Below are 18,320 nucleotides of genomic sequence, written 5' to 3' on the forward strand. Positions count from 1 at the left end.
AAAAAAAGCTAGAAGTTGCAAAAATAAATGATAATTTGCAAAAAAAGCTAGAAGTTGCAAAAATAAATGATAATTTGCAAAAAAAAAGCTAGAAGTTGCAAAAATAAATGATAATTTGCAAAAAAAGCTAGAAGTTGCAAAAATAAATGATAATTTGCAAAAAAAGGCTAGAAGTTGCAAAAATAAATGATAATTTGCAAAAAAAGCTTAAAGTTTGCAAGAATAAGCGACTTTCGCACAAACAGTTGACAAAAAGAGAGAATATATGATAGTTTTATATTCATATTTTAGTTCTCTACCAATTTAGCAAAGTAAAGTAAGGGGAGAGGGTTTTCATCATGAACGCAGTCATCATAGCAGTTTTTGTTATGCTTGTATTAAGCCTTTTACGCGTAAATGTCGTTTTATCATTAATTGTAGGAGCGCTAGTTGGTGGTTTAACAGGCGGTCTGAGTATAAATCAAACAATTGAGGTCTTCTCAAATGGGCTAGGAGGAAGCGCTGAAGTAGCGTTAAGCTATGCCTTGTTAGGCGGATTTGCCATTGCTATTTCAACTACAGGTTTGCCGAATTTACTAGTAGAATGGATTCTTCAGAAGGTTGGAAAAGAAGGAGATTCCAAAGGAAAGAAACTTTCTAAAGCACTGATTGTCTTATCTATATTAATAATGGCTTGTTTTTCCCAAAATGTCATTCCGATTCATATTGCTTTTATCCCTATTCTCATTCCGCCTTTATTAAGGGTAATGAATGAATTACGTATTGACCGCCGCTTAATCGCTTCAGTCCTGACTTTTGGATTAACGGCACCATATATTTTGCTTCCAGCGGGTTTTGGGCAGATTTTTCACGAAATCCTAGCAGACAACATGAAAAGCAGTGGATTGGCAGTTGATATGAGTGATATCCCTAAAGCTATGCTGATCCCAACAGCTGGACTTGTAGCCGGATTGTTATTTGCTATTTTTGTATCTTACCGAAAGGAAAGAAACTATCAGCAAAGTAAAATAGAGGAAATAGAAAAGGCTGAATATTCAAGAGCAGGGATTATTTTCTCTATCATAGCTATTGTTGCTGCACTTCTTGTTCAAATTAAGCTCGATTCGATGATTTTTGGAGCTTTAACTGGAATTCTTGTTATTTATATTAGCGGTGCAGTGAAATGGCGTGAAGCAGATCAGCTGTTAACTGAAGGGATGAAAATGATGGCTTTCATTGGTTTCGTTATGCTGTCTGCGTTTGGGTTTGCTGACGTGCTAAAAGAAACTGGAGATGTTGAAAGTCTTGTTGAACAGTCTGCGTTGATTATTGGCGGAAGTAAGTCACTTGCTGCGCTTCTTATGCTAATTGTCGGTCTTCTGGTAACGATGGGAATCGGTTCATCCTTTTCAACGATCCCAATCATTGCAACGATTTTTGTTCCGCTCGCGCTTGAATTAGGCTTTAGTCCAATGGCAACTATTGCGTTAGTTGGAACTGCTGCAGCACTTGGAGATGCAGGTTCTCCAGCATCTGACAGTACATTAGGTCCGACAGCAGGATTAAATGTAGACGGCCAGCATAATCATATTTGGGATACATGTGTGCCAACATTTCTTCATTATAATATCCCGTTAATCTTGTTTGGATGGCTGGCCGCAATGATTCTATAATTTTTTACATGCAGCTCCTGAAAAATGGGAGCTGTTTTCTTTTTGGGTTTTTCATTTTTTAAAAATTTCAATGGATGAGGAATTTAGAAGCCAAATAAAGAGGTAATTAGATTTTTCCTTTTGCTTTTCTTCTTTGGTAATTCCTTATCGAAAATGAATACTTGATCGGACGGGATACGTTGATTTTCCTTATTTATTCCTTCTTCAAGGCATTGTATTTTTTTATTTAACAACTCTACTTCAGCTTGAAGCTCCTCAATCTCTCGCCGATGCTGCAAAAGCTGGTAGGAAACAACATCATCCGCTTTTTTATTTAGTCTTTGTTCGAACTCGTTTATTCTTTCTAGAAGCTTCTCGGTGAATGGATCATTTCCAGCTGACTTTACTACACCGATACGCGTTTTTTTTCCTTCTACCGTTACATCCTGAAGCATGACACCCTTTTTTAGCTGTTCCTGAACATGTTTTAGCAGCTGAATATCCTCGTCTGTGAATGAATAATGCCCGAGTTCATTCCGTTCCATTTGGAGCTCCAGCTGCTTCACCCATCGTTGGATTGTGCTTGATGAAACCCCTAGTAACTTTGCGACAGCACTTGTATTCATCCTGAAACCTCCTTAAACTTCTCTATTTAATAGTGGATTCTCTGAGGCAAAAGCAGATTCCTTCCGGTGTGACAAAACAAGTTCCTTTTCGGCAAAGAAAGTGGATTTATTACAAGTTTTTTCTTCCGTCCTCTATACAAAAAGAAGAGCCATACTAAAAAGTATGGCAAATAGAATAAATCAGACTGACTATTTCTTAATCCAAGCTAAAAAAATCTTTAAACACAATTGGTGCATACCCCATATACCCATGAAGAGCTTGGTTCACAGCGGAAGGTATCTTAAGGTTGTACAAATAAAACATACGCATCCTCCTTTTTAAAAAATGCTTTCCCCTGCTGATTTTAAGTCATCATCAGCAGGGGAAATTATACCCATCCTTCCACATCATCTAATTGGAGCGGTCAGCCAGCCAATTGTCTAAATAGCTTGGTGCTCTGCCATCCTTTGCAAGACTCCCATGACCCCCTTCGAGAATATGGAAGGATTTATCTATACTTGAAACATGGTCAATAATCGGCTGGATTTGTTCGATTGGAATTAGCCGATCATGACTGGCGCCAACTGCCATTAAATTCGCTGTAATATTTTCCAGTTTAGCTGGCCGGTCCCCGATTACCAGATTTCCTTTGATCAATTTATTTTCTTTCTCAAGATCAACTGCCATCTGCTTTAATGCAGCTGCAGATAAAGGGATGTGACTTTTGGCCCAATAATGATATCGACTCCATTTTAAGTTGCGCTCTTCATCATCCGCATGACTTATAAGGGAAAGATAAGGAGAGTAAGCAACAGGTGCAGTTGTTAGCCGCATGCCCCTTCTTACATATGAAGGCGGAATAATTCCCCATGCATCTAATATTGGCTCAAGATTAATTTCATCATTTTGCAGCATTTTTACCCCTTCGCTGAGAATAGGTGTGACACTAAAATCAATCGGAGCAACAGAAATAATTAGATTTTTAATCGGTTCTTCAGCAATGCTGGCATAGATAGCTGCAAACGTACCGCCCATACAAAAGCCTATTAATGAAATTTCTTTTGCATTTGAATGCAAAAGTGCTCGCTGAACGCCTTTTTTTATATAGCGGAGAATGTAATCATCCATTGTCAGATCTTTATCTTCATATCCCGGAATTCCGAAATCAAGGAGATACACATCGTATCCGCTGGAGGTAAATGCTTCGATTAAGCTATATTTAGGACCAAGATCGAGAATAAACGGCTGATTAATTAGTGAGTAAATCAAAAATAGCGGTACGCTGTACTTTTTATTCTTTGAGGGATAATGCCAAAGGGTTGCTTTGTTCTTTTTCCAGACAGCCGTTCGCGGGGTCATTCCCACCTCAGGCTCTAAGGAGGAAATTGTTTTGATAAAGCCCGTCCATCTATTTAGCTTGGGAGTGCTCATCTTATTTCCCTGCCATTCTATTGATGGAAGAAAAAGAAGGACTATTCGCAATCGTTGTCTTAAATTCTTCAAAGGACCGGTTTAACTGTGTGACTTGCTCTTCTAATAAGTCCAATTTTTCTTCAGTTTGGATAAATAATTTTGTTGTGTTGGCAACGTCGTTTTTTGTTGGGAAATTAAAGGGGATCGATAAGGTTTCGACTGTTTGCTGCAGCTTGTTTATAGAAGCAGCTACAAGCTGTGACTGATTGTTCACTGCTTTTAGAATGGAAGGTTGATTAAGTACATCATGAATAGAATTGTTTAGACCTAACTCTACCTTCATGCCTAATTTTTTTACGGCATCTAATATTTCTTGCGTATGGTTTGTAGTCATCATATACGCTCCTTTCGTTGTAACTATAGCTATGCAGGGGCGCTTCCGCCTTTCTATATTGTCTAGCTTCAGCGCCCAGCGTCTAGTGGACTTCAGTCTCTTCCCTGCGATAAGTCAACATCGAATCACTATCGTTCTTCGTGTTTCCTTTATCTTAGTCAGAGCCTTCCAGTCCATACGCCGCAAAGCGGGGCGCTTCCGCCTTTCTATATTGTCTAGCTTCAGCTTCCAGCGTCTAGTGGACTTCAGTCTCTTCCCTGCGATAAGTCAACATCGAATCACTATCGTTCTTCGTGTTTCCTTTATCTTAGTCAGAGCCTTCCAGTCCATACGCCGCTAAGCGGGACGCTTCCGCCTTTCTATATTGCTGATATCAGCCCGCCATCAATGACGAGTACTTGACCAGTTATATAGTCAGAAGCACTTGAGGCTAGGAAAAGCGCTGCTCCTTGAATATCCTGATCAGTGCCAAAGCGGCCAGCAGGAATTCTTTTTAAGATAATATGGCTTGTTTGATCAAATGCCTTTGTTTTTTTACTAGGAAAAAATCCTGGAGCAATGGCATTCACTTGAATATTATGCTGTGCTAGCTTTATTGCTAAATCTTTCGTTAATGCATTGACTGCGCCTTTACTTGTACTATAGGCAATGGCATCCAAGAAAACAGGATTCGTTCCTTTGATTCCAGTTATGGAAGAAATATTAATAATTTTTCCGTTTCCTTGCTGAGCCATTATTTTGCCCGCTGCCTGGGAAAATAGGAACATGCCTTTCAAATTCACATTCATGACTTTATCCCATTGGTCAGCCGTTATCTCTAGTGTAGGAGCAATCCATGAGGTGCCGCTATTGTTAATAAGAATATCAATCGTTCCAAAGTGCTGAACCGTTTGATCTATTACAGCTTCAATATCCGCTTGGTTTGTAATATCGCATGTTAACGCTAACGATTTTACACCTTTTTTCACCAGCTGTTCACTAATCTTTTGACAGTCTTCGAGATTTCTAGAACAGACGACTACATTTGCTCCTGCCTCTGCTAGCGCATGGGCCATTTGTTCCCCAAGCCCTTTTCCTCCGCCTGTTACAATGGCCGTTTTATTCTGTAAATGAAATAAACCCATTACACCCAAATGATATCCCCCCTTTTCATCAGTTTTCGTGAAATTGTCTTCGTTATAGTATAGACAAGCATAAGAAGAAGGGTGTCAAAAATGAATCGTTTGCCCTGTAATATCACATGTTGAAAGGCTTGTCTAACAATTATGTGGATTTTGAAAATAAAGAGGAATGGTGTTGATTAATCCAAATCTTATTATTATACTTAGGGTAGTTTTGATAATAAAAGAGTTGTATAGAAAGGGGAAAATAGCATGATTATTGGAGTACCTAAAGAAATAAAGAATAATGAGAACCGTGTAGCAGCAACCCCTGCTAGCGTGTATACATTAGTTCAAGCAGGACACCAAGTTTTAGTAGAAACAGATGCTGGTCTTGGAAGCGGTTTCACAAATGAGGACTATAAGGAAGTTGGAGCAGAAATTGTTTCTTCAGCAAAAGAGGCATGGGCTGCAGAAATGGTTATGAAGGTAAAGGAGCCTCTTGAATCAGAATATACATATTTCCGTGAAGGCTTAGTATTGTTCACATACTTACACCTAGCAGCAGAGCCAAAGTTAGCAAAGGCTTTAGTTGAAAAGGGAGTTACAGCTATTGCATATGAAACAGTAGAAGTCAATCGTACACTGCCATTGCTTACTCCAATGAGTGAAGTGGCTGGCCGTATGGCTACTCAAATTGGCGCACAATTTTTACAAAAAACAAATGGCGGCAAAGGAATTTTGCTAGCAGGTGTTCCTGGAGTTTCACGCGGCAAGGTAACAATTGTTGGCGGCGGTGTTGTTGGAATAAATGCGGCTAAAATGGCAATCGGTCTTGGTGCCTCTGTGACGATTATTGATTTAAGTCCTGAACGTCTGCGCCAGCTGGATGATATTTTTGGAAACAGCATTCAAACACTAATGTCTAATCCATTTAATATCGCAGAAGCAGTGAAAGAAAGTGATCTTGTAGTCGGTGCTGTTCTTATTCCTGGTGCAAAGGCACCGAAGCTCGTTACAGAAGAAATGGTTAAAACGATGTCTCCGGGCTCAGTTGTAATTGATGTGGCTGTTGACCAAGGCGGAATTTTTGAAACGGTGGATCATATTACAACGCATGACAACCCAACCTATGAAAAACATGGTGTTGTTCATTATGCAGTTGCCAATATGCCTGGAGCGGTTCCAAGAACATCTACGATTGCACTGACAAATGTGACTATTCCTTATGCGCTGCAAATTGCCAATAAAGGGGTAAAGAAAGCAATTGACGAAAACCCAGCATTAAAACTTGGTGTGAATGTTGTGAACGGCAGCATCACATATGAAGCTGTTGCAAGAGATCTTGGATATGATTATGTGACTGTTGACTTGGCATTCGAAAATGCCGCGGCAGCAAAATAATTTAAGGTCCCCTTTGGCAAAATGTCATAGGGGGTTTTATTATTTATAAGGAATAGATTGACATTTGTATTTAATATTTATATAATTTCAAAAAAATAGTCAAACATTGATGAGGAATAGTAAAATGAGAACTGTTTATTTTAGAGAGGGAGCCGATTGCTGAAAGGATCCTATAAGCAGCCATTTGAACCTGTCTCTGAGTTCTGTATCATTTAAAGATTACAGCGGGTTTACATCCCGTTATCATGTATGAGTGTAAAGCTTTGCTTTAAATTAGGGTGGTACCGCCAAGCGATTGGTCCCTATTTAATTGCAAGGCTTTTTTATATTAGGCTATCTACTCAAATGTTTGTTATTAAATGTGTTGTGTGCAAGTAAACTTTTCGGGGTTTGGTTGATTGGAGCGGAAGGCGCGAGACTCCTGCGTGGAATGCGAGTCATGGGAGACCCCTCAGGGAGCGATAGCGACGAGGAGCTCCCCGACCGCTCGTGGAAAGCGGGTGCCTGCAGCGGAAATCAACCTCTGCACTAAACATTTTATATTTGTGAAAACAGACTTATTTTATAAAAATTGAGGTGGATTAAGTGGGAAAAGAGTTTGTAAAAGATATTACGGCAATGGATGCTGATTTTGCCCAGTGGTACACAGATGTAGTGACAAAAGCAGATTTGATTGATTATTCAAGCGTACGCGGTTCAATGATTATCCGCCCATATGGATATGCTTTATGGGAAAATATCAAAAATGAGTTAGATGGTCGTATTAAAGAAACCGGGCATGAAAATGTTTATATGCCGTTATTTATCCCTGAAAGCCTTCTTCAAAAGGAAAAGGATCATATCGAGGGGTTTGCTCCAGAAGTAGCATGGGTAACCCATGGCGGCGAGGAGGAATTAGCTGAAAGATGGTGTGTGAGACCAACATCTGAGGTATTATTCTGTGAGCACTATAAAAACATTATTCACTCCTATCGCGATTTGCCAAAACTGTACAATCAGTGGGCAAACGTGGTGAGATGGGAGAAAACGACACGTCCTTTTTTACGTACGCTCGAGTTTTTATGGCAAGAAGGGCATACCTGCCATGCGACAGATGAAGAAGCACATGAAGAAACTGTCAAAATGCTGGATGTGTATGCTGATGTCTGTGAAAATGTCCTCGCTATTCCAGTAGTAAAGGGACAAAAAACCGATAAAGAAAAATTTGCCGGTGCGAAATATACGTATACAATAGAAAGTTTGATGCATGATGGAAAAGCTTTGCAATCAGGCACATCACACCATTTAGGTGATGGATTTGCAAAGGCTTTTGGCATTCAATTTACAGATAAAGACGGAAGCTTACAGCATGTACAGCAAACATCATGGGGCTTTACGACACGTATCATTGGCGCAATGATTATGGTTCATGGGGATGATAGAGGATTGGTTATACCTCCAAAGGCAGCTCCAACTCAATTGATGATTGTTCCTATTGCCCAACATAAGGATGGGGTTCTTGATTACGCATATGATTTGAAAGAAACATTAGCACGAATTGTACGTGTCGATATTGATGCAAGCGACAAAAAGCCAGGCTGGAAATTTAATGAATATGAAATGAAAGGCGTACCATTACGGCTTGAAGTAGGTCCAAAGGATATTGAAAAACAGCAAGTTGTGTTAGTGAGAAGGGATACAGGAGACAAAATCTTTGTAGGAACCGATCATTTGGAAGAAAAAATTACAGAAGTTCTCGATGATATTCAGAGACAACTTTTTGAAAAGGCAAAAGAACTTCGTGAAGAAAAAACGTATATTGCCCAAAATTTTATGGAATTAAAAGAAACTTTCGCACAAAAAACAGGATTTGTTAAAGCAATGTGGTGCGGGGATAGAAGCTGTGAGGATCAGATAAAAGAGGAAACTGGTGCAACCTCAAGATGTATTCCTTTTAATCAAGAAGCTGTTTCAACAGAATGTGTATGCTGTGGAAAAGAAGCGGAGAAATTAGTTTACTGGGCTAAAGCGTATTAATAACTAGGGAACCTCTGAAGGGAAACTGCTCAATATGTATAAAAGCCCACTCAAATCGGGTAAAAAACGCATATGAAGTAGTGTAGGAATAATTATTAGGAGGTTACCCAGATGTATAATATTAGAAGAGGCCCACATCCAGGGGATACAAGGTTCTTTTTTGCTGGTCCGTTGGTTGGAGGATTATTTGGAGGGTTAATAGGCGGTTTTGCTGGAGCAGCAATCGCTAGACCTCGTCCATTTTACGGGCCAGTGCCGTACTATGGACCGCCCCCAATTTATGGCCCTTACCCAGGTCCCGTTCCATATGGATATGGTGGTTTTGGAAACCCATATTATTAATAGCGGAAAGTAAAAAGCTCTCTTCAAGCGGGAGAGCTTTTTTTCCTTGAAAAAGTATTGGCTAGCGTAAGCGTCCTATCAAACTTTAGGTCTCCTCCTCCGATAAGTCAAAGTCCCACCAGTTTGTACGGCGATGATCAAGGAGCTTACGCTTTTCTTATGACCAACGTAATTTCAGTGCCAATTTACAGCAGTCATTATAATCCTTACCTGAATCAAAATGCAGATTCAGCCCGTCTGGTGTGTAGGTAACTTTTGGAATAATCTTAATGCCTGTTGATTTAATCATTTGTTCGACTTTATCCATTTTTGATTGCTGTGCAGCAGTCATTAAATCAAATGAGTATTTCCTTGATTTAGCCATTTCTGCTAGCAAGTGACTAGCATCTTTCATAATAATTGCCATGTCCTTTGCGGAGGTCATAAACATCCCTGGATCAACGTCTGGATATTGTCTATAAGTGTGCTGAGGATAATAAAAATAAGAAGGGCTTCCATAAGGATGAAAGGGTGGATAGCTTTGTTTGCAAGGATAAAAATATTGAGGATCCACGGTTATCCTCCTCTTTCTATTATTAATTTACATCATTTTCCTGCCTATGAATTCAATATATGCAAGTTGGGCTTTTTCTGTGTTTTAACAATCATTATCTTTTAAAGTGATGAGAATATTCTGTTATAGTAGTAAATAAAGAGAATGAAAGGGGAATGAGAAGCATGAATATAGAAAATACACTGATTAGTGCACTTGGCATAGAAATTACTGCCCTTGAAAAAGGCAAAGTTGTGGCAACGATGCCTGTTGATGATCGGACAAGGCAGCCCTTCGGTTTATTGCATGGAGGAGCTTCAGTTGCTTTAGCAGAAACAGTCGCAAGCATCGGTGCTTTCGAGCTTGTGGATAAGGAAACGGAATCGGTTGCAGGATTAGAGATTAACGCCAATCATGTAAGGGGAAAGCGGGAGGGGATGGTTACTGCCATTGCAACCGTCCTTCATCAAGGAAGAACAACAATGGTATGGGATATAAAAATAGTGGATGAAGAAGAAAAGCTAATTTGTGTTTCAAGATGTACAATGGCTGTGATTAAAAGAAAATAGACAAAAGGGACTGATTAGTCCCTTTTGTCTGTTTTCGATTTTAAGCTACTGTCTTTTCTTTGATGGAGCTATTTCTTTCAGCTTTAAATCATCCTGTACACTTTTATCCCAAAGCTTCACTCCTGAGTTGTAGGCGGCACGGCTAATTAGATGCCCAGCAACTGGTGAGGTGACAAAGATAAATACGATTCCAAGAATAACTCGCGAATTCACTTGGCCTTCTTCCATATAAAAGTATAAAAATGTGCCAAGTAAGACAGCTAAGACTCCTAAGGTTGCAGCTTTTGAAGCAGCATGGTTTCTTGTATAGACGTCTGGCAGTCTAAGTACACCGAATGCAGCAACAAGGCTTAGGAAGGCTCCAATAAGTATTAACGCTACTATGATAATTTTAAAGATCTCGATCACGTTCTAGAGCAACCCCCTTTTCCAAGTATTTGGAGAATGCTACTGTTCCAATAAAAGAGAGAATCCCAAGCAGTAAGATAACCTCAAGAAAAGCGTTTGTATCTAAGAAAATTGACACGAGTGCAACAATAGCAACAAGATTTATTCCTATCGCATCCAGTGCGATGATTCGATCAGGCATGGAGGGTCCTTTAATGAGCCTGTAAATTAATCCTAGAATGGCGATTGACATGCAAAGAATAGCAATTTTTACAGCTAGTAGAATCATTATCGGCTCACCTCCATAATTGCTTTCTCAAAAGTATTTTTGATGGAATCAATGGCTTCCTGTGCATCATCCATATCGATTGTATGGATATAAAGAATTTTATTATCGTCAGAAACATCAACGACAAGCGTCCCAGGAGTTAATGTAATTAGATTTGCAAGAATGGTAATTTCCCAATCCTTTTCTAAAACGGTCGGCAATGCAAAGATGCCGGGTTTTATATCAAGTTTTGGTTTCAGGACGAGCTTTAAAACGCTGATGTTTGAAAGAATTAGCTCCTTAATGAAGAGAAGTCCTAAACTTATGATGGCAATGACTCTTCCAAGATAGAAGCGGGATCCAAAAAAGCGTCTGAAAGTGAAGAGAATCACCATTCCGAATAAATATCCTTTTAAAAAGGCAACAGGCTCGTATGTCAAGGTGAAAAACATCCATAGAAAACCAAGAAACACATTTAATAATATTTGAAAGGCCATATTTACCACTCCTTTAAGACTGCATCAATATAAATACCCGGATTAGCAAGTGTTTCTGCAGCCTGTGAGATATAAGGGAAGATAAATTCAGAACCAGCCCCATACAATACGGAAATTGTCACGAGAATAACGGGTGCAATTAAGAGCTTTCTTACAGGTACCTTGTCTTCCCCTTTATAATCCTGCGGAGTTCCCCAAAAACCATTAATAAAGATCTTCATGATAGAAAATAATACGAGCAAACTTGAGGCAAGGACGATGCCAGCTCCCCAATAATGCTCACTTTCGAATCCGCCTTTGACAATCAAGACCTTGCCAACAAACCCGCTAAACGGAGGAATTCCGGCAAGAACAAGTGCGGCAAGGAAGAATGCCCAGCCGAGTCCAGGATATCGTTTAATCAATCCGCTAATCTTTCTTAAATCGCTTGTTCCGGTAATGGCGATAATGATGCCAATTAATAAGAAAAGGCCGGCCTTAATAATCATATCATGGATGAGATAAAATACAGATCCAGCCAGGGAATCTGGCGTCATAACTGAAACGCCGAAAAGAATGACTCCGACAGCAACGATGATATTATAAATGATAATTTTTTTAATATCTGAGAAAGCAATGGCTCCAATTACCCCAACAATAATCGTAATAATTGTAAGGATCATTAACAGCTGATGAGTATACCCAGTATCATGTATGAAAAACAATGTATAGGTTCTCATGATCGCATAGACCCCAACTTTGGTCAGCAATGCACCAAACATGGCCATGACTGGGGCTGGTGGAGCGTAATAAGATCCAGGCAGCCAGAAGTATAATGGGAATATGCCGCCTTTTAATCCAAAGACGATTAAAAATAGAACGGCTATGACCGTAATGAGTCCCGATTGACCGAGCTCACTTAGGCGGACCGAAATATGAGCCATATTTAACGTTCCAACAACTGAGTATAAATAAGCAACGGCAATAACAAATAAAGCAGATGAAATCACATTCACCAATATATACTTAATTGTTTCACGCAGCTGAATTTTTGTTCCCCCTAGAACAAGTAAAACATATGAGGCCATAAGTAAAACCTCGAAGAATACAAAAAGGTTAAAGATATCCCCTGTTGTAAAAGCCCCGATAACCCCAACAATCAGAAAGTTCAATGCAGGGTAATAAAAATACTTCTCCCTTTCAATGCCGATCGATCGAAAAGAATAGATAACACTTGTAAAAGCAATAATCGTTGTCGTTAATACAAGTAAAGCTGAAAGCATATCCGAAACAAGTGTAATTCCGAAGGGAGCTTGCCAGCTAGAAACATCTAATGTTTGAATTCCATCATTTCTTACTTTTTGTACGAGCATAAACGCAATAATAACGTTAAAGAAAGCCGAAAAGGCAGTAATCCATCGCTGTATGACAACATTCCTAGCAAAGAAGATTAAAAGGATTCCTGTAAGAAATGGAATTAGCAGCGGTAAAATCAAAAAGTTAATCATTTCCTTCATTCCCTCTCAATCTTTCTGTATTATCCGTACCAAGCTCTTTGTATGCACGGTAAGCAAGCACTAAGAAGAAGGCAGTGACACCAAAGCTAATGACAATGGCAGTCAGAATTAATGCTTGTGGAATCGGATCTGTATAAGAGCTCGCCTCTTCACCAAGAAGCGGAACAGTCCCTCTCTTTAATCCCCCCATTGTCAAAATGAGCAAATGTGCACCATGGCTAAGTAAGCCCGTACCAATAATGATCCTCAGCAAACTTTTTGAAAGCATTAAATAGGTGGCCGACATGAATAAAATGCCGATAACAAAGGCCATTACTATTTCCATTATTCATCCTCTCCAATCGTTTGAATAATGGTCATTGTTACACCGACAACTACTAAGAAAACGCCAAGATCAAATATTGTTGCTGTATGAAGCGCTGTATCGCCCAATATTGGTAAGTCTACATGGCCAAAGGCGTGCGTAAGGAGAGGAACATTGAAAAACAAAGCGCCTGCTGCCGTTCCGCCTGCAAAAAGCAGTCCTGTTGCAGCCATATAGATATAATTAACTGGTAATATTTGACTGACTGTCTTCATATCAAATGCCAACATCAGTAAGATGATTGCCCCTGATGTGAGCAAGCCGCCAACAAAGCCGCCCCCAGGTGTGTAATGACCAGCAAAAAAGATATGAAAAGAGAAAAGAATAATGATAAACAAGACAACTTTTGTTGTTGTTTGTAAAATAAGGTCATTTGTTTTCATTTTTCTTTTTTCCTCCCATTCGTAATTTAATCATTGCAAAAATCCCTAAAGCTGCAATTGTCAATACGGTAATCTCAAACAATGTATCAAAGCCACGGAAGTCAACAAGAATGACGTTAACCATATTTTTGCCTGCAGCCTCTGTATATGTGTTTTCAACATAGTATTCAGCGATGGAGTCGAATACTTTATTGCTGTGTGCGGATAAAGCAATTACGGTCACAATCGTTCCAACACCAATAGAGATAATGGCGTTTGTAAGCTTGAATCTATTTCTTTCTTCATTCCTTTTCTTTGGCAGGTGATAGAAACATAGAAGGAATAAAGCAACCGAAATCGTTTCAATAACGAGCTGTGTGAGAGCCAAATCAGGTGCTCGAAACAGTACATAAAACAGTGACACTGTATAACCGACTGCCCCTAAAAGAATAATTGCAGTCATTCTTGAATTGACAAATAAGATACTGATGGAACCGATCACAACAGCCAAAGCGAGCAATACTTCATAAAAACCTATGGCTGATATATTACTCGTATCAAATGTAAATGCATTTTTTACAGCGATTGTTGTCGCTAGGATAAAAATGAAAAATGCAAAGATATAAACGAGATAAGAACGGATCGAACCATTCATATACGTTTTTGTTAATTTATTTGAAGCGTGTTGGATCATCTCTAATCCACTATCATACAATCGATTAAAAGTTAGCTTCTTTGGGAAAAAGTCGTATACTCTTCTCCATTTTGGCAGTGTCAAGAAAAGCAAAATCCCTAAAGCAATGACACCGATTGTCATGAATAACTCAGGTTTAAAACCATGCCAGAAGCTAATATGAACATCAATCGTATTATTTGGCAAAATAGATTCTAACGCCGGAGAGATGATGCTGTTTGAAAGAATATTAGGGAAGAACCCGATAATGATCACAAGTGAAGCAAGAATGATCGGCGAAATTAACATACCCATCGGTGCCTCATGTGGCTTCTTCTCTAATTTTTCTGGCTGATATTTTCCCGTAAATGTTTTAAAGACTAGCAGCATACTGTAAATAAAGGTAAATACACTAGCAACCCAAGCGATAACAGGGAACAGCATCCCCCATGTTTCAAAGTTAAATATATTCAGCTCTAGGACACGGATCATTCCTGTAAAGAACATTTCTTTACTTAGGAATCCATTGAAAGGAGGCAGCCCTGCCATAGAAAATGTTCCGATAATGGCTAACGTGAAGGTAATGGGCATAAAATTCATTAAGCCGCCAAGCTTTCGAATATCCCTTGTTCCTGTTTCATGGTCAACAATTCCGACTACCATAAATAGACTGCCTTTAAAAGTGGCATGGTTAAATAGATGAAAGACGGCAGCTGCTGTTGCTGCACCGTAGAAACTATTTTTTACATCATCAAAATGAAGAGCTGCAGCACCGAGTCCGAGAAGGGACATAATCATTCCGAGCTGACTGATCGTTGAAAAAGCAAGAATTGCTTTCAGGTCTGTCTGTTTTACTGCATTAAAGGAACCCCAAAACAATGTGACAATCCCAAACCCCGCAATTAACCAAACCCAAAGACCCTCAGAAGCAAAAACAGGTGTCATTCGAGCGACTAAATAAATACCTGCTTTAACCATTGTTGCTGAGTGCAGGTAGGCACTGACAGGTGTAGGTGCTTCCATTGCATCAGGCAGCCAGATGTGAAAAGGAAACTGAGCTGATTTTGTAAATGCGCCTAGTAATATACAGATTAATGCCGGAATAAATAATGGGCTTGCCGAAATAACGGCTGCTTGATCAATTATTTCGGAAATATTAAATGTTCCCGTCATGATATAGAGAAGTATGATTCCTCCAAGCATAGACAAGCCGCCCAATACGGTAATAAGCATGGATTTCTGTGCACCGTATCTAGATTTTTCTCGATCATACCAATAGCCGATTAACAAGAAGGATGAGAAGCTTGTGAATTCCCAGAATGTATACAATACGATTAAGTTATCTGATAAGACAACCCCAAGCATCGCACCCATAAATAATAGTAAGTATACATAGAAGGTATTAAGCTTTTCTTTATCCTTTGCTAAGTAATAAATTGAATACAATACAACTAAAGAGCCGATACCTGTGATCAGTAAGGCAAATAGCAGACCTAATCCATCAACTTTTGCGATAAAGTCAACGCCAAGAGCAGGTATCCATGGTACGGATTCAGTTATCGTCTTATGGGTGGAAGTGATAGATATAAATGATAGAAAATAACTGAATAGCAGGATGGGCAGTGGAAGAACGAACCAGCCCGTATGTACTTTCCTAAAGAGCTTGTACAAAATAGGAATGAAGATGGCAAGTAAAAATGGTGCAATAATTGCCAGATGCAGCAAAGACAAATCATGACCCCCTTATAAAGTTTGCGACAATACTCCTATTATTCTTCTACATAAAAGGCAGCAGTATCACACATTGTTTGAAATTATTGTTTTTAGTTCCTAAAGTTAATTACTAAAAAATCAGCTATAAATAATAATTATAGTAGTGGGAGAAAGTTGGTGTTAAAAATTACTATTTTGGGGTAGTTAAAGCTTGATGTCGATTAAAAACATAGAATAGATCCCATCATTTATTTAAATAAAAAGGGTGACGGCATATCCTTTGTCAGGATTTTCGTCACCCTTTCATTTGCGTCTGTTATCCAAACCCTGGTTATCCGAAAATAAGAATGACAATAAAATATACTACCATTGTAATTAAACCAACTGGAACGCCAAAACGAGCCCATTCCTTGCTGGTAATATTCAATTTTCCGGCAGCAATAATATTCGGGATATTTCCAGGGATTAGCATTCCACCACTAATAATTAGTCCTAACAAAATAGCTTTAATTGTCGGTGCATCCATGGATGGACTGATTTCAGCAGCAGCAAGAGTAGCATTATCCAATACTGCAGAGATCATATTAATCCAATAAAGTACATATGGGCTTAAATCAAGCAAGTATTTTTCAATAAATGGTTCAAAGCCTGATCCAAGTAACGTTAAGCCCATTACAAATAAATAAATTTTTACTGAACGAATAATAATTTCTTTATAGCTTTCTTTTTGAAGACCGGCATTCAGACCGTTGTCACTTTCTTTCGGGTTAACCAGGATTGCAGCAAGGATTCCGAAAATAGCAACAGCTGGAATAACATCTGAACCAATTAATTTAATTAAATAGAAGAAGTCTTCATTTAATTTACTGATTGTTATTGTTGCAAGCGGTTCGCCAATCGGTGTTAGTGCAGCCCCAAGCCCAATGGAGAAACAAGCTAAAACTACAAGGCGAATTTCAGACTTGCGGTCTAGGCGCAACACACTAACTATTACGACTAGAACAATCGCAGCAATAATAGCTGTAATTACACTGGAGATAAGTCCAAGAATAATAACGACAAGTGCTAAAAATAATCGGAACGGAATGGCTTTGCTCATTCCGAGTATCCCTTTTTCCATAGGCGTTTGACACCATCTAAATAATAAGCCGGCAATAAGCACAGCTAATGTGATATGTATAGGGTCTTCAAGCGCTTTTATAAATAACTCCCCGTCAAGCACTTGACTAATCGTTGCAGCTGCAATACCCATTATGAATAAGAAAACTTCTAAATTATGTTCGACAGCTTTAACTGTAAATGGCAAAAATAAAACTAGTGCCAAGATAATAGTTAATCCTAAAATCATGATGTCTCAGGTCCTTTGCTATTTTTATTTATATTATATCATGTAAATTCGAGAAATCTTCAATGATTTTGTTTTTTCTATCAACTCTACTGCTTATTAATAAATAGGTAGAAACACGTAAATTTACAGGAAAAAATTTAAATTCTAGTAGTTGTCAAGTTAAAAAAGAATGTTTTTTAATAAAAAAAGGTATAAATATGGTGAAATACTCCAAAAATACATAAAAATGCATGTATAATATTTTGGCAATTTATGCACCCTTATCATTAGGGGGTGTGCGATAATAAGAAAGAAAATTATGATTTCCATATTTATTTTTTCAATCCTATTCTCTTGTGCTTGGGTACTAGATCAGAATGGAAAGCGTGATTTTTACTTGCCAGAGGCAGAAGGAATAGCTGAAGTCCTTGATGGTGAGATCATTCCAATAAGAAGTGCACCTGAAGTTGAAATGGTAGAAAAACAGAAGGTGAAGGCATTTGGACCGCGCGAATACATTAGGATACAATCAACATAATAAAAAGGGATGGGACCGCCCATCCCTTTTTCAGGTGAATTCATTCTCTGTATTGTATTTATTTGAAGCTTCCGTGATAATAAAAACTTGAATACATATGAATATTTTAAATGGGGATAAAAAATGAAAAACACCTATTTTATGAGTTATTTTCCGCTGCTTTCCATCATTTTGTTTAGTCTGTCCCTTTCAATAAATATTGAGATGGTCCTGCTGGATTTTCTTAAGTCAGCAGGGATTTATGAAGGGATGCGGGAATTTTTTTCAGATGGCGGAATCAAATTTGCTCTTTTAGCACTATTAATGATCTTATTTTTTTGTATATATGCTGCGTTAAAACTGCTGGCAGATACGATAAATGAAGTTTCTCTATTATTTTTTTCAAAGGATTCTGAAGGAGAGAGTTTGAAGAAAATTCGGGGCGGAGCCATTATTTACTTTATTGGTAGCTTCATTTCTCTATTGATGATGAGTAGTCTTATAGGAATCATAGCGGTTTTTGCTGTAACAACAGGGGTTTATTTTTGCTATTTTGTATATAAAATAAGTTCCTCCCTCTCCATTTTAGGATTGATTGGTGTGATCTTTTTTCAAGTGCTGACATGGTCATCCTTAGTTATTGGTGTCATCTATTTATCATTGAAGGTCTATAACAGCGTAATAGCAAGTTTACCGATTTAAAGAGGAA

The 18,320-nt window shown here is 38.6% G+C and carries 20 protein-coding genes and 1 other annotated feature; of the genes, 7 read left to right on the forward strand and 13 right to left on the reverse strand.

All coding sequences use genetic code 11. The features are described from left to right. Positions 1-338 precede the first annotated feature (338 nt). Entirely contained in the window at positions 339-1,652 is a 1,314-nt protein-coding gene (locus tag C1726_RS15560; protein WP_102274005.1) for a Na+/H+ antiporter family protein, read from the forward strand. 83 nt (positions 1,653-1,735) lie between these two features. Here the strand turns inward: C1726_RS15560 and C1726_RS15565 are convergent, their stop codons facing one another. From C1726_RS15565 to C1726_RS15580, 4 genes are all read right to left on the reverse strand, one after another. Next, positions 1,736-2,257, reverse strand: coding sequence for a MerR family transcriptional regulator (locus C1726_RS15565; RefSeq protein WP_102274006.1), 522 nt, complete (start codon positions 2,255-2,257; stop codon positions 1,736-1,738). A gap of 391 nt (positions 2,258-2,648) precedes the next feature. Beyond that, positions 2,649-3,668, reverse strand: coding sequence for an alpha/beta fold hydrolase (locus C1726_RS15570; RefSeq protein WP_102274007.1), 1,020 nt, complete (start codon positions 3,666-3,668; stop codon positions 2,649-2,651). A 1-nt stretch (position 3,669) separates the two neighbouring features. Continuing rightward, complete coding sequence (locus C1726_RS15575; protein ID WP_102274008.1) at positions 3,670-4,044, reverse strand: hypothetical protein; 375 nt, start codon at positions 4,042-4,044, stop codon at positions 3,670-3,672. A 359-nt stretch (positions 4,045-4,403) separates the two neighbouring features. Then, complete coding sequence (locus C1726_RS15580) at positions 4,404-5,177, reverse strand: glucose 1-dehydrogenase (protein ID WP_102274009.1); 774 nt, start codon at positions 5,175-5,177, stop codon at positions 4,404-4,406. Positions 5,178-5,417: 240 nt separating this feature from the next. On the opposite strand from C1726_RS15580, the gene ald reads away from it, so the two are divergent. From ald to C1726_RS15595, 3 genes are all read left to right on the forward strand, one after another. Continuing rightward, positions 5,418-6,548: an alanine dehydrogenase gene (ald, locus tag C1726_RS15585; protein ID WP_102274010.1), complete on the forward strand. Its 1,131-nt coding sequence runs from the start codon at positions 5,418-5,420 to the stop codon at positions 6,546-6,548. 97 nt (positions 6,549-6,645) lie between these two features. Next, positions 6,646-6,855, forward strand: a binding site (T-box leader). A gap of 311 nt (positions 6,856-7,166) precedes the next feature. Next, positions 7,167-8,564 carry a proline--tRNA ligase gene (proS, locus tag C1726_RS15590; protein WP_322091018.1) on the forward strand — a complete coding sequence of 466 codons (1,398 nt, stop codon included), beginning with the start codon at positions 7,167-7,169 and terminating at the stop codon, positions 8,562-8,564. A gap of 111 nt (positions 8,565-8,675) precedes the next feature. Then, positions 8,676-8,906, forward strand: coding sequence for a hypothetical protein (locus tag C1726_RS15595; protein ID WP_102274012.1), 231 nt, complete (start codon positions 8,676-8,678; stop codon positions 8,904-8,906). Between the two features lie 157 nt (positions 8,907-9,063). Here the strand turns inward: C1726_RS15595 and C1726_RS15600 are convergent, their stop codons facing one another. Then, positions 9,064-9,459: a hypothetical protein gene (locus C1726_RS15600; RefSeq protein WP_102274013.1), complete on the reverse strand. Its 396-nt coding sequence runs from the start codon at positions 9,457-9,459 to the stop codon at positions 9,064-9,066. Positions 9,460-9,623: 164 nt separating this feature from the next. Between C1726_RS15600 and C1726_RS15605 the strand changes: the two genes are divergently transcribed. Then, entirely contained in the window at positions 9,624-10,007 is a 384-nt protein-coding gene (locus C1726_RS15605; protein ID WP_102274014.1) for a hotdog fold thioesterase, read from the forward strand. 45 nt (positions 10,008-10,052) lie between these two features. Here the strand turns inward: C1726_RS15605 and mnhG are convergent, their stop codons facing one another. The 8 genes from mnhG to C1726_RS15645 form a co-directional block, all read right to left on the reverse strand. Next, positions 10,053-10,415: a monovalent cation/H(+) antiporter subunit G gene (gene mnhG / locus C1726_RS15610; RefSeq protein WP_102274015.1), complete on the reverse strand. Its 363-nt coding sequence runs from the start codon at positions 10,413-10,415 to the stop codon at positions 10,053-10,055. Next, the gene (locus C1726_RS15615; protein WP_102274016.1) at positions 10,399-10,683 is read right to left on the reverse strand and encodes a Na(+)/H(+) antiporter subunit F1; all 285 of its coding nucleotides are present in this window, start codon (positions 10,681-10,683) and stop codon (positions 10,399-10,401) included. Before C1726_RS15615 ends, mnhG begins: the two co-directional genes overlap by 17 nt. Continuing rightward, positions 10,683-11,159, reverse strand: coding sequence for a Na+/H+ antiporter subunit E (locus tag C1726_RS15620; protein ID WP_102274017.1), 477 nt, complete (start codon positions 11,157-11,159; stop codon positions 10,683-10,685). The genes C1726_RS15615 and C1726_RS15620 overlap by 1 nt, the downstream gene beginning before the upstream one ends. 2 nt (positions 11,160-11,161) lie before the next feature. Then, the gene (locus tag C1726_RS15625; RefSeq protein WP_102274018.1) at positions 11,162-12,646 is read right to left on the reverse strand and encodes a Na+/H+ antiporter subunit D; all 1,485 of its coding nucleotides are present in this window, start codon (positions 12,644-12,646) and stop codon (positions 11,162-11,164) included. Continuing rightward, positions 12,639-12,980, reverse strand: coding sequence for a Na(+)/H(+) antiporter subunit C (locus tag C1726_RS15630; RefSeq protein ID WP_053477820.1), 342 nt, complete (start codon positions 12,978-12,980; stop codon positions 12,639-12,641). The genes C1726_RS15625 and C1726_RS15630 overlap by 8 nt, the downstream gene beginning before the upstream one ends. Then, positions 12,980-13,402 (reverse strand): Na(+)/H(+) antiporter subunit B, encoded by a 423-nt coding sequence (locus C1726_RS15635; RefSeq protein WP_057767946.1) that lies wholly within the window; start codon positions 13,400-13,402, stop codon positions 12,980-12,982. The genes C1726_RS15630 and C1726_RS15635 overlap by 1 nt, the downstream gene beginning before the upstream one ends. Beyond that, positions 13,389-15,785: a Na+/H+ antiporter subunit A gene (locus C1726_RS15640; RefSeq protein WP_102274019.1), complete on the reverse strand. Its 2,397-nt coding sequence runs from the start codon at positions 15,783-15,785 to the stop codon at positions 13,389-13,391. The genes C1726_RS15635 and C1726_RS15640 overlap by 14 nt, the downstream gene beginning before the upstream one ends. Before the next feature lie 313 nt (positions 15,786-16,098). After that, on the reverse strand, positions 16,099-17,115 hold the full coding sequence (locus tag C1726_RS15645; protein WP_102274020.1) for a DUF1646 family protein: 1,017 nt from the start codon (positions 17,113-17,115) through the stop codon (positions 16,099-16,101). A 298-nt stretch (positions 17,116-17,413) separates the two neighbouring features. Here C1726_RS15645 and C1726_RS15650 point away from each other — a divergent pair, with 298 nt between their 5' ends. Further along, positions 17,414-17,632, forward strand: a complete 219-nt coding sequence (locus C1726_RS15650) for a hypothetical protein (protein WP_235822787.1) — start codon at positions 17,414-17,416, stop codon at positions 17,630-17,632. A gap of 123 nt (positions 17,633-17,755) precedes the next feature. Further along, positions 17,756-18,313, forward strand: a complete 558-nt coding sequence (locus C1726_RS15655) for a DUF5366 family protein (protein ID WP_102274022.1) — start codon at positions 17,756-17,758, stop codon at positions 18,311-18,313. Positions 18,314-18,320 lie beyond the last annotated feature (7 nt).

The sequence above is a fragment of the Cytobacillus massiliigabonensis genome, from assembly GCF_900199725.1.
GTDB lineage: Bacteria > Bacillota > Bacilli > Bacillales > Cytobacillaceae > Cytobacillus > Cytobacillus massiliigabonensis.